The sequence below is a fragment of the Nonomuraea sp. NPDC049309 genome, assembly GCF_043196965.1.
GTDB lineage: Bacteria > Actinomycetota > Actinomycetes > Streptosporangiales > Streptosporangiaceae > Nonomuraea > Nonomuraea fastidiosa.
The window spans coordinates 1,661,884-1,675,708 of the sequence record NZ_JBICSH010000001.1 but is presented as its reverse complement, the minus strand read 5'-3'; the positions used below and the strand labels follow the sequence as shown (position 1 = coordinate 1,675,708).

The following is a 13,825-nucleotide window of genomic DNA, read 5'->3' as shown; positions in this document are numbered from 1 at the left end:
AAGGCGTGATCGGAACGAGATGGACTATCGGATCTGATCACCCGATAGTGCGATCATGCGTATCTTCGCGGCCTTGACGCTGGCCGCCACCGTGGTAACCGCTCCGGCAGCGCCCGCGCACGCCGCCGAGCCGGGCTCGGCCACCGTCGTGCCCGTGCAGGTCACCGGAGCACCGGCCAAACGGTTCAACCTGATCGTGATGGGCGACGGCTACACCGAGGCCGAGCAGGACAAGTACCGCGCGGACGTGGACCGGCATCTCAACGTGATGTGGTCCATCGAGCCGTTCAAGACGTACCGGAACTACATCAACGTGTACCGGATCGACATCGTCTCCGGAGAGTCCGGCGTCAGCTGCGATCCCGGCCTCGACGCCCCGCGCCGGGACACGCCGCTCGGCATGGGCTTCTGGGGCGGCTGCAACCCCTCGAGCGTGCAGCGCCTGATCACCATGGACAACGCGGCCGCCACCCGCTACGCCGACATGGTCACCGGCACCGGCGCGGGCGACCGGCAGATCCTCGCGCTGGCCAACAGCGGTACGTACGGCGGCGCGGGCGGCGCGTACGCCACCGCCTCGGGCAGCAACAGCATGTCGGCCCTGATCAGCCCGCACGAGCTGGGCCACTCGCTGGGCGGCCTGCAGGACGAGTACGACTACTACCAGCGCGGCGTCCCCGGCGGCGCCTACACCGGGCCCGAGCCCGCGTCGGCCCACCACACGCTGCTGACCGAGCAGCAGATGCGCGAGCAGCGCACGAAGTGGTGGCGCTGGCTCGGCGAGGAGAGCGAGTCCGGCGGGAAGATCGGCCGCTACGAGGGCGGCCTGTACTACACGACCGGCGTGTGGCGGCCGAGCGCCCACTCCATGATGAAGACCCTCGGCTACGCCTACGACCAGGTCGGCCGCGAGGTCATGGTGCAGCGCATCACCGCCAAGACCGCGGTCATCCAGGACGCGACGCCGACCGGCGAACCGGTGGGCGCCGACCGCGTGCTGTGGGTCGAGCCGATGCGGCCCGTCGGCCACTCCTTGGTCACCACCTGGACCGTGGACGGCGAGGAGATCGAGGGCGACCGCGACGCGCTCGACCTGCGGACGCTGGAGCTGACGCCGGGCCGGCACGCGGTCACCGCGACCGTCACCGACCCCACCGAGTTCATCAGGGACCCGGAGATCAGGAAGGCCGTCAGCGCCACCCGCACCTGGACGGTGGACACCGCGATCACCACCCCGCCGGACGGCGTCGAGCCGGCGTTCGTCTCCTCCACCCCGACCGACCGCCCGGTGGGCCGCGACGACGTCGTGTACGTGGAGACCACCCACCCCGCCACGTCGCTCCCCGAGGTCACCTGGACGCTGAACGGCCGCCGCCACCACGGCACCGACCTGGACCTCGGCGAGCTGGACCTGCCCGAGGGCACGCACACGCTCACCGCCACCCTGGCGGGCGAGACCCTCACCTGGACGGTGGACGCGACCGCGCCGCGCACCGCGTACGAGCTGTCGCAGCCGCTGGCCCGGCACGGCGACACCTACGTCTTCAACGGCCCGTTCACGATGCGGCTGACCGGCGAGGACGACCACGACGGCCACGTGGTCTCCGAGTCGCGGGTGGACGGCGACGGCTGGTTCAACTACTTCGGCTGGCCCACCTCGTCCGAGCTGCCGTGGACGTTCTCCGAGGAGGGCACGGAGATCGACTCCCTGGTGTACGGCAAGCTGCCGCGCGGCCGGCACACGATCGAGTACCGCTCGATGGACGCGGCCGGAAACCACGGCGAGCCGAAGAGCTTCACCGTCACCACGATCGCCCCGCCGCCCGCCTGCACCCGCACCATCACCGGTGAGCACCGGGGCCCGCTCACCGTGACCAGTGGGGTCACCTGCCTGGACGGCGCCGCGGTCACCGGCGCGGTCACGGTGCGGCCCGGCGCGTCGCTGGTGGCGACGGGCGGCCGGATCACCGGGGCGCTCAGCGCGGACCGGCCCGCCGAGGTGCACCTGCTCGGCACCCGCGTGAACGGCGCGCTCGCGGTGGACGGCGCGCGGAACCTGACCGTCGTGGGAGCCGACCTGCGCGGCGCGGCCCGGCTCACCGGCCTGACCGGCACGGCCGTGCTGTCCGGCAGCACCGTCGCGGGAGCGCTGTCCTGCTCCGGCGGCACCCCGGCCGACCTGGGCGTGCCGAACACGGTCAAGGGCGGCAACAGCTGCGGCGACCTACTCGACGGGGCGCGCGGCCGCGCGTACGAGGCGGTCCAGCACGTCCGTCAGTGACGCGGTCGCGATCGTGCGGACCCTGGCGTACTCGTCCGGCGGGTACTGCCGGGGTCCGTTCTCGATGAGCAGGATCAGATAGAGGTAGGCGCGGTAGAGGTCGATGCGGACGCGCGCGGCCGGGGTGAGCTCCAGCGGCGTCACCTCGCGGTAGCCGGCGAGCAGCGGGTCGCCGCCGGACAGCTCGCCGAAGATCGTCGGCGTGACGAACTCGGCCAGCGGATCGCCCCAGAAGGCCCGCTCGTGGTCGATGATGGCCTGGATCTTCGGCGGCCCGGTGAGGTCGAGGAAGACGTTGCCCGCCCACACGTCGAAGTGCACCAGCCTGGGCGTGGTCACCTCGTCGAGCACCGGCGCCGCCGCCTCGACGATCGCCATGATCTCCGCGGGCGGGAGCGGCAGCGGCGTCGGGTAGCGCTCGGTGTCGCCCAGCAGCGCCGCCACCATCGCGAGGAACGCCGCCCGCCACGTGGGGCCGGTGATGCCGGCGTGCGGGTAGCCGAACACCTCGCCGGTCACGCTGTTGAAGCGGGCCAGATGCCGGCCCAGCTCCCTGCGCAGCGCGGCCTCGCCGTCCGGTTTGACGTCGTTCCACGACACCCCGTCGAGCGCGGCCAGGAACAGGTAGTCGCCGCCCAGCACCGGGTCGTCGAACCCGGCGCGCAGCAGGCCCGCCACCGGCACGCCGGCCCGCGCCGCCAGCTCGATGGCGACGGCCTCCATGCGCAGCAGGTTGCGCTCGTAGCTGAGCTGGTCGAGGTCGGGAGGCGGGCTCAGCTTGAGCACCGCCTCGCGGCCGTCGTCCAGCGCGAGCCGCCACACGGCGTTGGCGTAGCCGTCGGTCAGCTCGGTGGCCGAGGCGACGCCCGCCCCGACGGCACGGCGGGCCAGGGCGTCGAGCTCGGCCGCCGCTAAGCGGCGCTTGGTCCTGCTGTCCACGGCGGCCTCACCCTGCCTCTCGTGCCGCTGCTCACCCGCGTGCGCGCCGGCCCGTCAGGCGGACTCCCTGCGCACGAGGTGAGTGTCGAGGATCACCACGGGCTGGCGCAGCTCCTCGCCGTTGATGCGGGCCACCAGGAGCTGCGCCATCTGCCGTCCCATCGCCTCGGTCGGCTGGTGCACCGTGGTCAGCGGCGGGTCGGCGTGCAGCGCCGCCTTGGAGTCGTCGAAGCCGATCACCGCCACGTCGTCGGGAATCCGGCGCCCTTCGGCCTTGAGCACGCGCATCGCGCCCAGCGCCATCGGGTCGGAGGCGGCGAAGACCGCATCGAGATCGGGGTGGGCGCGCAGCAGCTCGGTCATCGCGGCCGCGCCGCTGTGCTCGGAGAAGTCACCGTAGGCCACAAGCTCGGGAAGGCCCGTCGGCAGCAGCGCGTCTCGGTAGCCCGAGAGCCGGTCGACGCCCACACCCATGTCCTGGGAGCCGGCGATCGTGGCGATCGCGGTGCGGCCGAGGCTCAGCAGGTGTTTGACCGCCTGCCGGGCCCCTGCCCTGTTGTCCATGTCCACATAGCTGTAGGGGTCGAGGCCGACGGGGCGGCCGCCCAGCACGGTCGGCACCCCCATCGCCTCCAGCCTGCCCGGCAGCGGGTCGGCCCCGTGCAGGGACAGCAGCAGCACGCCGTCGACGTGCTGGCCCGTCAGGTAGTGCTCGAGCCGCGCGTGCTCCTCCGGGGTGCGCGCCATCGCGAGGATGAGCTGCAACCCGGTCTCGGCCAGCGCCGAGCCGATGCCGCGGATCGTGCCCGCGAAGTACGGCTCGTCGAAGACCCGGAACTGGGACTCGGACACCACCAGCGCCACCGTGTCCGTGCGGCGCGTCACCAGAGCGCGCGCCGCACGGTTGGGCACGTAGCCCAGCTCGCGGATCGCCAGCTCGACGGCCTCGCGGGCCTTCGCGCTGACGTTCGGCGAGCCGTTGATGACTCTCGACACCGTGCCCCGGCCCACCCCGGCCCGAGCAGCGACTGCCTCAAGAGTCGGTCGGTTCATAACGCCTATTCTGCCGGATGATCTCCGAGTACCAGAGTGCGCTGTCCTTCAGCACTCGCTCCTGCGTTTCGAAATCGACCCGAACGAGGCCGAAGCGCTTGCCGTAACCCCAGGCCCACTCGAAGTTGTCCATCAACGACCAGGCGAAGTAGCCCTGAAGGGGCACGCCCTTGTCGATGGCCTCCTTGCAGGCGCCGAGGTGCGCCTCCACGTACGCCCGGCGCTCGTTGTCGTGGACCCGGCCGTCCTCCAGCACGTCGTCGAAGGCGGCGCCGTTCTCGGAGACCACCATGGGGATCGGCGGGTACTCGCGCGCCACCCTGGTGAGGATCTCCACCAGGCCGCTCTCGTCGATCTCCCAGCCCATCGCCGTCACCGGGCGGCCCCCGCTGACGAACGAGACGTGCTCGCTGCCGACCCACGGCGAGCCCGAGTCGGTGGGTGCCGCGGCCGCCGACTGCCTCCCGCCGGGGGCGCCCGAGACCGTGAAGCGGCTGTAGTAGTTGACCAGCAGCACGTCGATGGGCGCGTTGATGATCTTCATGTCGCCCGGCTGGATGTAGGCGTCCGGCTCGATCGGCAGGTCCGCCAGCACGTCCTCCGGGTAGCGGCCGAGCAGCATGGCGTCCAGGAAGAACCGGTTCTGCAGCCCGTCGATGCGGCGGGCGGCGTCCAGGTCGCGCTCGCTGTCGGTCTCCGGCGTCACCGCGTACAGGTTGACGCAGCCGCCGACCCGGCGGGCGTTCATCGCCTGCACGGCCAGCCCGTGGGCCAGGTTGAGGTGGTGCGCGCCCCTGATCGCGTTCTCCGGCTCGCGGCGGCCGGGGGCGTGCTCGCCCGAGGCGTAACCGAGGAACGCGGCGCACCATGGCTCGTTGACCGTGCTCCACGTGTGGACGTAGTCCTTGAGCGCATCGTGGACCGCCGCCGCGTACTCGGCGAAGCGGTAGGCGGTGTCGCGGTTGGGCCAGCCGCCCTTGTCCTCCAGCGCCTGGGGCAGGTCCCAGTGGTAGAGGGTCAGCCACGGGTCGATGGAGTGCTTGCGCAGCTCATCGCAGAGCCGCCGGTAGAAGTCGAGGCCCTTCTGGTTGATCCGGCCCGAGCCGGTGGGCTGGATACGAGGCCAGGAGACCGAGAACCGGTAGGCCGACAGGCCCAGCTCCGCCATGATGGCGACGTCTTCCCGGTAGCGGTGGTAGTGGTCGATGGCCACGTCCGCGTTGTGCCCGTTGAGCACCTTTCCCGGCTGCTTGGTGAAGGTGTCCCAGATGGACGTGCCGCGCCCGTCCTCCGCGACCGCCCCTTCGATCTGGTACGCCGAGGTCGCGGCCCCCCACGCGAAGCCCGCAGGGAAGCGCAGCCCGGAACGCGTCTGTTCCTCTTGTGTCGTCACGCTTTGACCGCACCTTCCATGAGGCCGCCGACGATCTGGCGGCCGAATGCGACGAATACTGCGATGAGCGGAATGATGGACAACGCGGTGCCCGCGAAGATCAACGAGTACTCCGTGGAGTACCTCGCGTTGAGGCCGTTGATCGCGATCTGCACGGTCGGGTTGTCCTGGTTGAGCACGATCAGCGGCCACATGTAGTCGTTCCACATGAGCATGAACGTGTTGATCCCGAGCACGGCCATGCCGGGCCGCACCGCGGGCAGCACGACGTTCCACCAGATGCGCAGCGTGGCGGCGCCGTCCACGCGGGCGGCCTCGACCAGCTCCATCGGCACCGACTGGCGCGTGTACTGCGTCATCAGGAAGACGCCGAACCCGTTGAGCAGGTACGGCAGGATGACCGCCTTGAGCGTGCCCGTCCACTCCAGGCTCACCATGAGCCGGTAGAGCGGCACCACGCCCATCTGCTGCAGCGGCACCGCCATCGTCAGCAGCACCAGCAGCAGCAGCGCGTTCCTGCCGCGGAAGTTCAGGTTGGCGAACGCGAAGCCGGCCAGCGTCGAGATGATGATCACCGAGATCGTGACGACGCTCGCCACGATGAACGAGTTCGTCAGACCGGCCACGAACTTCGCCTCGGGGTGCTGGAGCACCGCGAGGATGTTCTGCCCCAGGTTGCCGCCCGGCAGGAACTTCGGCGGCGAGGCCACCGCGTCGGAGTTCGTCCGCGAGGCGATGACCAGCATCCAGTACAGCGGGAACGCCGACAGGAAGATGGCGAGGCCGAGCAGCACCCGCGTCAGGACGGTCGGTTTCCAGATGGTCATCGCGTGCCCCCGATCCTGCGCACGAACGCGAAGTTGATCGCCGCTCCGATGAGGATCAGCAGGAACAGCAGCCAGGCCGCCGCCGAGGCGTAGCCGTAGTCGAACTCACGGAACGCCTCCTTGTAGACGAACATGGCCACCGTCTGGAACTGGCCCTGCGACCCGCCGTCCGGATTGCCGTTGTAGAACGTCATCGGCTCGGAGAACAGCGTCAGGCCGCCGATCGTGGAGTTCAGCACCACGAAGATCATCGTGGGCCGCAGCATCGGCAGCGTGATCTGCCAGAACTGCCGGCGCTGCGAGGCCCCGTCGATCGAGGCGGCCTCGTACAGATCGCGCGGGATCGTCTGCATGCCGGCCAGGAAGATGATCGCGTTGTAGCCGGTCCAGCGCCAGTCGACCATGGTCGCGATCGCGATCCACGACGGAACGCGCTCGGCACGCCAGTTCAGCGGGTCCACCCCGAACATGCCGAGGATCCAGTTGACCAGGCCCCAGTCGCGGGCGAACAGCTGGGTGAACACCACCGCGACCGCGACCACCGACGTGACCAGCGGCAGCAGCACGCTCATCCGCAGCGCGAGCCGGAACCGCATGCGCTTGTTCAGCGCGTTGGCGAGGAACAGCGCGAGCAGCATCTGGGGGACGGTGGCGATGATGAACATGGCCACGGTGTTGATCGTGGCCCGCCAGAAGGCGGAGTCGCTCAGCAGCGCCGCGTAGTTGCCCAGCCCGGCCCACTCGACGGTGCCGGTCAGGTCGTAGTCGTACAGCGAGTAGTAGAGCGTGAACGCCAGCGGGAAGAACCCGAAGGCGGCGAAAAGCAGGAAGTACGGGGACACCAGGACGTACGGCATCGCCTTGACGTCCAGACGGGAACGCCAGCGGCTGCCCGGCGGGCGGGCGCGGCGGTGATTGCTCCGCGTCGCCCGTGGAAGGGTGTCGAGGCTCATAACAGACCTTTCGGCGGCAACAGGCCCGGCCCGCCCTTGAGGCGGGCCGGGCGGGAGATCAGCCCGCGGCCTTCACCGCGTCGTCGACCAGCTGCTGCCAGGCCTTGTCGTACGGGACCGAGCCGTCGTCCACACCCTGGATGACCGACTCGATGGCGTTCTTGACCTGGGCGTGCTTCACGCCGAGGAAGACCGGCTGGAGGCTGGAGGCGGACTTGGCGAAGATCTCACCGACGGGGGCGTCGTTGAAGAACTCGTTCTTCGCGCCCTGCACCGCCGGGTCCTGCTGCGCCTTCGTGTTGCTCGGCATGTTGCCGAAGTCCTTGAAGACGCTGGCCTGCGTCTCCGCCTGCGTCAGGTAGTCGGCGACCATCGCCGCCTCCTTCGGGTGCTTCGACTGCTTGGGCACGGCCAGCCAGGAGCCGCCCCAGTTGCCGCCGCCGCCCGGCACCGCGGCCACGTCCCACTTGCCCTTGGCGTCCTCACCGGCGTTGTCGCTGACCACGCCGAGCATCCAGGACGGGCAGCCGAGCGTGGCGAACGCGCCCTTCTGGGTGCCCGTCGCCCACTCCTCGGTGAAGTTGCGCAGCTTGGCGGTCAGGCCCTGCTGGCTCAGCTTCGTCGCGAAGTCGAAGGCCGTCTTGACCGCCGGGTTCTTGTCGACGATCAGGTTGTTGTCCTTGTCGAAGTAGGAGACGCCGCCGTTCTTCTCCGCCTCCTGGTACAGCACCACCTGGTACAGCGTGTTGGTGCCGTCGGCCCACTTGGTGTCCTTGACCTTCGACTGGAACTTCTCGCCCACCTTGAGGTAGTCGTCCCAGGTCGGCCAGAGCGCGCTGACCTCGTCGCGGTCGCTCGGCAGGCCGGCCTTCTCGAACAGGTCCTTGCGATAGCACAGGCTCATGCCGCCGACGTCGGTGCCCAGCGCGAACAGCTTGCCGTCGGCGGCGACGCCGTTCTCCCACTTCCAGGCGGGGTAGTCGGCCTTGCGCGACTCCAGGCCGTACTCCTTCAGGTCCGCCCACCACTCGGGGCGCGCCTTGGCCAGGCCCATGCCGCCCTCGTCGATGCCGACCACGTCACCGGCGCCGCTGCCGGCCTGAAGCCACTGGATCATCTGCGGCCAGTACTGCTGCTCGAACTGGTCGGTCAGGTTCTCGTACTGGATCTGGATGTCCTTATGCTCGGCGTTCCACTTGTCGACCGCGTTCTTGTAGCCGAAGTTGCTGCCGCCGCCGAACGTCTGCAGCCGGATGGTGATCGGCCCCGAGTCCGAGGAGGAGGCCGAGGCGCCGCTCTGCTCTGAGGTGCCGCCGGAACCGCACGACGCGACGGCGAGCGCCGCCGCGGTCAGGGCCGAGGCCGCGGCCAGGGTGCCGCGACGCTTCCTGATCATCATGGTGGAGCCCTTCTGGGGTGATTGGTGTGAGGGCACCGCGACATGCGCTCTGCCGCGGTGGAACATTTGGGAGCGCTCCCACAAAGGGTGCACTTGCGTGAGTGGCCCGTCAATGCCGCGAAACGTAACCGTTACCAATGGGGCGGTTTGGAAGGTTGAAACCGGATTTACGGGTGTATATGGTGCAAAGAGCTGATTGGGAGCGCTCCCATCACAAGAGGCATCTTTCGTGTCGCATCAGGGCATGTCTCCCTCCCGAGACCCCGCCCAGACCGCCCGCAGACCAGCGCGGGCCGACGCGCGATCCCTCGTTCCCACCACCCGCCCGACCGCCCAAAACGGCATCGGCCACCCCGGCGCTCCTCCGGGCTGTCAACGCCGGGTACACGGGGTCAGGTCAAGGCCGCCGACCCCACCTCAACCGGGGGCGGAGCCGGTGGCACGGGAAGGTCTGCGGGCGGCGGAGCCGGTGGCACGGGAGGGCCTGGGGGCGGCGGAGCCGGCGCCCGCCTGCCTTCCCGCATCGCGTCCACGGCCCCCGGCCCCGCCTCCCTGAACCGACGGTTCCCACTCCCGCCCGCCTTCCCACGCCCCGTCTACCTGTGCCGGCGGTCTCCGCCCTGCTCGTCTTTCCGTGTCTACGCTGGCCGGTCGTCTTCGCGTGTTGACGGTCCCCGTTCTGTGCCGGCGGTCCCGGCTTCCTCCCCGTGCCGGTGGGTCGTGCTGTGCCGGCTCAGGTCGGTGGATGGGCGCGAGGCTTGACCCGGCGGCGTGTGACCTCGGGTTTCGCGGGAACTCGTCTGCGCGTCTCGCGGGCATTGCGCCGTCCGCGCCGTCCCGTGCCCGGAAATCTACGATGTAAAGGCGTTCGGTGAAGTAGTGCGGGGCGTCGCAGGTGCAGCAAGGCGGCAGGGGCCGCGGGGCAGCGACGGTCGGGTGACACGGGCTTGCAGGAAAACGTCCGGGGCGGATGCCATCATGGGCGGACTCAAGACCAGGGGAGTGAGATGTTGCATCTGCTGTTGCTGCGGTACACGGGCTCCGAGGAGGCGGCCGGGCCGTACGTCGCCGCCCACGTCGAGTTCCTGGAGCGGCATCACCGGGCGGGCGTGTTCCTGGCCTCCGGGCAGACGGTGCCGGCGTCCGTGGGCGGGGCGATCGTGGCGTGCGGGGTCGATCGCGAGGAGGTGGAGCGGATCGCGGCGGAGGACCCGTTCGTGGTGGCCGGGGTGGCGACGTACGCGATCACCACGATCGATGTGGGGCGGGCGCACCCTGTGCTGGCGGAGATGCTCGGAGCGCGCGCCGTCGGCTCGGCGGCGAGCGCCGGCTGATCGCGCCGCCGTGGCCGTCGCTCGGGTCGCCGTCGCCCGATGCGCGGAACGTCTTCGGACCCGCCACGGCCGCCGCAGGGGCTCGGGGTCAGGGCCGCCGCAGGGGCTCGGGGTCAGGGCCACTGGGGAGGCTCGGAGAGGTCCCGCAGGGCCTCGCGGGCGTTGTGGCCCGCGCCGGCGGAGACCTCCCTTCCCTCGCGGTCGCGGGCGACGGCCAGCACCAGCCCTTCGGCCGGGTTGTAGGTGAGCGTGATCGTGTGGCCGCCGACGAGCAGCGCGTCGGCGGCGGACGGGCGTTCGGGCCGCTCCTTGCCGAGCAGGACGTGCGCGCCGATCAGGCCGGCGACGGGCTTGCGGCGCCGGCCGAGCACCACCGGCTCGCTGTACGGGTCGGCGACCTGGCGTACGAGGTCGCCCAGCTTGGACCGCGCGGTGGACAGCCCCACGAGCGGCAGGCCGGTCAGCACCCCGCCCACCCTGGACAGCGGCACGAGCGCGGCCCACTCCCAGCGCTCGCGGATGATCATGACGGTCCGGCCGCTCTTCGTCTCCTCGATGAGCCCGCCCCAGCGGGCGCGGGCGTCCTCGACCGTGATGGGCACTCCCAGCATCGACACCAGCTCGTCGTACGACGGCCGTTCACCGTGGATCATCGCAGCATCGTAAGCCAGGCGATTTCCAATGTGACCGCATCGGATTGACCGGTCCAGTCGTGCCGGGTCACCGTCCCGGGCGTAGCAACTGATTCGGCTGCCGCCCCTCGCCCGAGCGGGGCCGCCGGCGGCGTACGCGCTGGTCGCCATCGGCGCGGCGGTGCTCGGGCCGCTCGCCACGTTTCCGCTCGGCCGCCTGGTCGCCTACGGCGGGGCGGGCCCGCTCGTCGCCCTGCTGCTGGTGCTGCAAGCCCAGGAGCTCTGCACCGCGCTGCTGGAGCCCGCGGGGCCGCCGTGGTCCGGCGGATCGACGGGGAGCTGCGCCACCGGGTGCGCGCCGCAGTCGCGGCCATGCCGCTCGCCCGGCTCGAACGCCCGCACGTGCAAGGCGACCTGCGGCTCGCCCTGCACGGCCTCGCGGCCGTCCGGGCGGCGCTGGAACGCGCGGACGCCCGCCCGGTGGCCGGAGAATTTCCGCGCGGCCTGGAGACCGAGCCGGGCGAGACGTTCGAGGGCGGCGTGCGGCTCTCCGGCGGGCAGCGGCAGCGGCTGGCGCTCGCCCGAGGCTCGATGCGTACGGCGCCGCGGCTGCTGGTGGTGCTGCTGGACGAGCCGACCGCGGCGCCGGACGCCCCGTCCGAGAGCCCGAGGCGGCGAAGAGCCGCCCGGGGCCGTCACGCTGCTGATCACCCACCGTTTTCCGGCGGTGCGGATGGCGGATCTCATTGTCGTGTTCGACGGGGGCCGCATCGTGCGGTGCGGCACGCATGACGAGCTCGTCGCGGTCCCGGGGCTCTACGCCGAGCTCGACGTGGTCCGGCGCCGGGCGTTCGACGTCCCGGGATGACGAAACGCGGCGCGGGCGTTAGAGCCCCGACGTTCGAGAGCCCCGATGGCGAGACGCGGCGCCGGGCGTTCGAGAGCCCCGGACGACGAAACGCGCGCCCCGGGGAGGGGACGCGCGTTCTGCCGTCACGAAGAAGGTGGGAGCACCCACCGGTGGGAGTGCGTCAGGAGGCGTACTCGGGGTAGCCGTAGCCGACGACCTGCGACTTCGGCCGGACCCGCTCCTCGACCTTGCCGTTGCCGGTGTTGCCCTCGATGGTGGTGATGGTGCCGTCGCGGTTGTCCTTGACGACGAAGCCGACGTGCTGGATGTCGTTCAGCGACTTGCCGCCCTTCCAGGAGAAGAACACCACGGCGCCAGGCTTGGCCTCGTGGCCGAAGCGCTTGTTGGCGGCGAACCACTTGGCGTGGGCGACGGTCCAGGCGTCCCAGCCGACCTGCGGGCGGGCGCCGGTCTTCTCGCCGACCCAGGAGACGAACATCGAGCACCAGGCGGCGTTCAGGTAATCGGCGCGGCTGCCGCCGTCGCGGGCGATGGTCTCGGCCGCGCGCTGGGAGTTGGCGTACCACTGCTGGTACGGGGTGCCGCCGCCCTTGGCGTTCTCGGAGGTGCCGATCTGCGACCTGGCGACCGCGAGCACCTGGTCGGCGGTGACGTTGATCTTCGTCTCGTCGCGCTCGCCCGCCTTGTGGGCGGCGCGGGCGGTGTCCGGGTGCTTGGCGGCGGTGGCCGCGGCGACCGCGGTGGAGGCGTCGGCGTGGGCCGTGGCGGGGACGCCGAGGGCCGAGGCCAGGACGCCGGCGCCGAGCACGGCGCGGGCGATGGTGTTCTTCGAGACAGCGGTAAGACGGTGCTTGGCCATCGAGGGGGTAACTCCTTGCTTCCATGCCGCTTACCGGGTTAGCTGACGGGTTCGGGCGTGGAAGCTGCCCTACGGCACCGGAGTGCCGATTCACCCCAAAGGACGTGGGTCCCCGGTTCCGCACGTGGCGGATTCAGCGGTCACAGGACATTCCTGTGATCTTTCGTGCGATGGTCTGACATAGCCGGACAAACCGGGCGTATGCCTCAAGATGCCCCATAAGGTAATACACGAGGCAAGAGGATTACAAATCCATAAAAGTAAAGTCAGCTGAGCTGACTGCGAGCCTCGGCCAGAAGCCCCATCATGGCAAGGGATTCGTCAAGAGGCATGATCGAGGATTCGGTCCTGCCTTCGGCCGTGGCGGCGCGGACTTCGCGGAGCTCTCCGGCGTAACCGTTGTCGGCCGGATCGAGCACGTGCTCCTCCGGCTCCATCGAGGGCCCGGAGAGCACGATCCGCTGCGGTGCCCAGAACGGCGCCTGGATGTCCGCGCGCATCTGAGTACCCACAACGCCGGCCTGGTTCGGGTAATTCCCGAGCAATGAAGTCGCCACGAGAGCGTGCTTGCCGTCGGGGTAGAGCAAGACGCCGGCCGCCTCCGCGTCAACGCCGTTCGGTGCGAGCTTACCGGTGACGTGCAGGCCGGTGGGCATGCCCAGGAGGAGCTGGGCCAGCCCGAACGGGTAGATCCCCAGGTCGAGCAGGGCGCCGCCGCCCAGCTCCGGCGCCCACAGGCGGTGCGCGGGGTCGTAGGGGTGGGCGAAACCGAAGCTCGCCTGCACCGACCGGATCTCGCCGAAGCGAGGGTCGTCCTTGATGAGCTGAATGAGCGGATTGAACCGCATCCACATCGCTTCCATCAGGAAGACCCCCGCCTCGCGGGCCAGGCGCACCATCTTCTCGGCGTCGTCCACGGTCGCGGCCAGCGGCTTCTCGCACAGCACCGCCTTGCCCGCCGCGATGGCGGCCTCGGCCACCTGCAGGTGCTGGGCGTGCGGGGTGGCGATGTAGATGGCGTCCACCGCCGGATCCGCGCACAGCTGCTCGTAGGAGCCGTACGCCGACTCGGCGCCCAGCTCCGCCGCCAGGGCCTGCGCCCTGTCCAGACTCCTCGATCCGACGGCGGCCACCCGCATGCCGGGTTCCGCCACGATCACCTTGCCGACGGTACGGGCGATGCCGCCGGTGGCGGCTATTCCCCAAGTGAAATCTCGCACGCCGGCGATCGTATCCGGAAGGTAAAAACGCTTATATGCCGGGTGATGCCGGAAATATCAGAAA

The 13,825-nt window shown here is 70.4% G+C and carries 13 protein-coding genes and 1 riboswitch; of the genes, 3 read left to right on the top strand and 10 right to left on the bottom strand.

Annotation, left to right across the window (positions count from 1 at the left end):
- The first annotated feature begins 55 nt into the window (after window positions 1-55).
- The gene (locus tag ACGFIM_RS07625; RefSeq protein ID WP_393196245.1) at window positions 56-2,281 is read left to right on the top strand and encodes a M64 family metallopeptidase; all 2,226 of its coding nucleotides are present in this window, start codon (window positions 56-58) and stop codon (window positions 2,279-2,281) included.
- Here the strand turns inward: ACGFIM_RS07625 and ACGFIM_RS07620 are convergent.
- The 6 genes from ACGFIM_RS07620 to ACGFIM_RS07595 are packed head-to-tail and all read right to left on the bottom strand — an operon-like array spanning window position 2,225 to window position 8,845.
- Window positions 2,225-3,220: a phosphotransferase family protein gene (locus ACGFIM_RS07620; RefSeq protein WP_393196242.1), complete on the bottom strand. Its 996-nt coding sequence runs from the start codon at window positions 3,218-3,220 to the stop codon at window positions 2,225-2,227. The two genes, ACGFIM_RS07625 and ACGFIM_RS07620, sit on opposite strands and share 57 nt — an antisense overlap.
- A gap of 54 nt (window positions 3,221-3,274) precedes the next feature.
- Window positions 3,275-4,273, bottom strand: coding sequence for a LacI family DNA-binding transcriptional regulator (locus ACGFIM_RS07615; protein ID WP_364054023.1), 999 nt, complete (start codon window positions 4,271-4,273; stop codon window positions 3,275-3,277).
- A complete protein-coding gene (locus ACGFIM_RS07610; RefSeq protein ID WP_393196239.1) occupies window positions 4,254-5,666 on the bottom strand; it encodes a GH1 family beta-glucosidase in 1,413 nt (470 codons plus the stop codon). Before ACGFIM_RS07610 ends, ACGFIM_RS07615 begins: the two co-directional genes overlap by 20 nt.
- Entirely contained in the window at window positions 5,663-6,493 is an 831-nt protein-coding gene (locus ACGFIM_RS07605) for a carbohydrate ABC transporter permease (protein WP_393196236.1), read from the bottom strand. Before ACGFIM_RS07605 ends, ACGFIM_RS07610 begins: the two co-directional genes overlap by 4 nt.
- On the bottom strand, window positions 6,490-7,446 hold the full coding sequence (locus ACGFIM_RS07600; RefSeq protein WP_393196233.1) for a carbohydrate ABC transporter permease: 957 nt from the start codon (window positions 7,444-7,446) through the stop codon (window positions 6,490-6,492). Before ACGFIM_RS07600 ends, ACGFIM_RS07605 begins: the two co-directional genes overlap by 4 nt.
- A 58-nt stretch (window positions 7,447-7,504) precedes the next feature.
- Window positions 7,505-8,845 carry an extracellular solute-binding protein gene (locus tag ACGFIM_RS07595; protein WP_393196230.1) on the bottom strand — a complete coding sequence of 447 codons (1,341 nt, stop codon included), beginning with the start codon at window positions 8,843-8,845 and terminating at the stop codon, window positions 7,505-7,507.
- 1,007 nt (window positions 8,846-9,852) lie between these two features.
- Here ACGFIM_RS07595 and ACGFIM_RS07590 point away from each other — a divergent pair.
- Window positions 9,853-10,179, top strand: coding sequence for a YciI family protein (locus ACGFIM_RS07590; protein WP_393196227.1), 327 nt, complete (start codon window positions 9,853-9,855; stop codon window positions 10,177-10,179).
- Between the two features lie 113 nt (window positions 10,180-10,292).
- On the opposite strand, the gene ACGFIM_RS07585 is transcribed toward ACGFIM_RS07590, so the two are convergent.
- Together ACGFIM_RS07585 and ACGFIM_RS07580 are read right to left on the bottom strand one after the other, a co-directional pair.
- Complete coding sequence (locus tag ACGFIM_RS07585) at window positions 10,293-10,832, bottom strand: hypothetical protein (protein WP_393196224.1); 540 nt, start codon at window positions 10,830-10,832, stop codon at window positions 10,293-10,295.
- A gap of 204 nt (window positions 10,833-11,036) precedes the next feature.
- Window positions 11,037-11,558: a hypothetical protein gene (locus tag ACGFIM_RS07580; protein ID WP_393196221.1), complete on the bottom strand. Its 522-nt coding sequence runs from the start codon at window positions 11,556-11,558 to the stop codon at window positions 11,037-11,039.
- Between ACGFIM_RS07580 and ACGFIM_RS07575 the strand changes: the two genes are divergently transcribed.
- Window positions 11,545-11,679, top strand: coding sequence for a hypothetical protein (locus ACGFIM_RS07575; RefSeq protein WP_393196218.1), 135 nt, complete (start codon window positions 11,545-11,547; stop codon window positions 11,677-11,679). The two genes, ACGFIM_RS07580 and ACGFIM_RS07575, sit on opposite strands and share 14 nt — an antisense overlap.
- A gap of 163 nt (window positions 11,680-11,842) precedes the next feature.
- Here ACGFIM_RS07575 and ACGFIM_RS07570 read toward each other — a convergent pair whose 3' ends face one another.
- Window positions 11,843-12,541 carry a CHAP domain-containing protein gene (locus ACGFIM_RS07570; protein WP_393196215.1) on the bottom strand — a complete coding sequence of 233 codons (699 nt, stop codon included), beginning with the start codon at window positions 12,539-12,541 and terminating at the stop codon, window positions 11,843-11,845.
- Between the two features lie 12 nt (window positions 12,542-12,553).
- A riboswitch (cyclic di-AMP (ydaO/yuaA leader) is annotated at window positions 12,554-12,690 on the bottom strand.
- Between the two features lie 117 nt (window positions 12,691-12,807).
- Complete coding sequence (locus ACGFIM_RS07565) at window positions 12,808-13,761, bottom strand: Gfo/Idh/MocA family protein (RefSeq protein WP_393196212.1); 954 nt, start codon at window positions 13,759-13,761, stop codon at window positions 12,808-12,810.
- Window positions 13,762-13,825: the final 64 nt, after the last annotated feature.

What these genes read in the sequence shown, in the direction of transcription:
- ACGFIM_RS07580 (WP_393196221.1), bottom strand. Translation starts at nt 11,558, where the DNA reads ATGAGATCCGCCATCCGCACCGCCGGAAAACGGTGGGTGATCAGCAGC.
- ACGFIM_RS07590 (WP_393196227.1), top strand. Translation starts at nt 9,853, where the DNA reads ATGTTGCATCTGCTGTTGCTGCGGTACACGGGCTCCGAGGAGGCGGCC.
- ACGFIM_RS07625 (WP_393196245.1), top strand. Translation starts at nt 56, where the DNA reads ATGCGTATCTTCGCGGCCTTGACGCTGGCCGCCACCGTGGTAACCGCT.
- ACGFIM_RS07600 (WP_393196233.1), bottom strand. Translation starts at nt 7,446, where the DNA reads ATGAGCCTCGACACCCTTCCACGGGCGACGCGGAGCAATCACCGCCGC.
- ACGFIM_RS07575 (WP_393196218.1), top strand. Translation starts at nt 11,545, where the DNA reads ATGGCGGATCTCATTGTCGTGTTCGACGGGGGCCGCATCGTGCGGTGC.
- ACGFIM_RS07570 (WP_393196215.1), bottom strand. Translation starts at nt 12,541, where the DNA reads ATGGCCAAGCACCGTCTTACCGCTGTCTCGAAGAACACCATCGCCCGC.
- ACGFIM_RS07585 (WP_393196224.1), bottom strand. Translation starts at nt 10,832, where the DNA reads ATGATCCACGGTGAACGGCCGTCGTACGACGAGCTGGTGTCGATGCTG.
- ACGFIM_RS07605 (WP_393196236.1), bottom strand. Translation starts at nt 6,493, where the DNA reads ATGACCATCTGGAAACCGACCGTCCTGACGCGGGTGCTGCTCGGCCTC.
- ACGFIM_RS07595 (WP_393196230.1), bottom strand. Translation starts at nt 8,845, where the DNA reads ATGATGATCAGGAAGCGTCGCGGCACCCTGGCCGCGGCCTCGGCCCTG.
- ACGFIM_RS07615 (WP_364054023.1), bottom strand. Translation starts at nt 4,273, where the DNA reads ATGAACCGACCGACTCTTGAGGCAGTCGCTGCTCGGGCCGGGGTGGGC.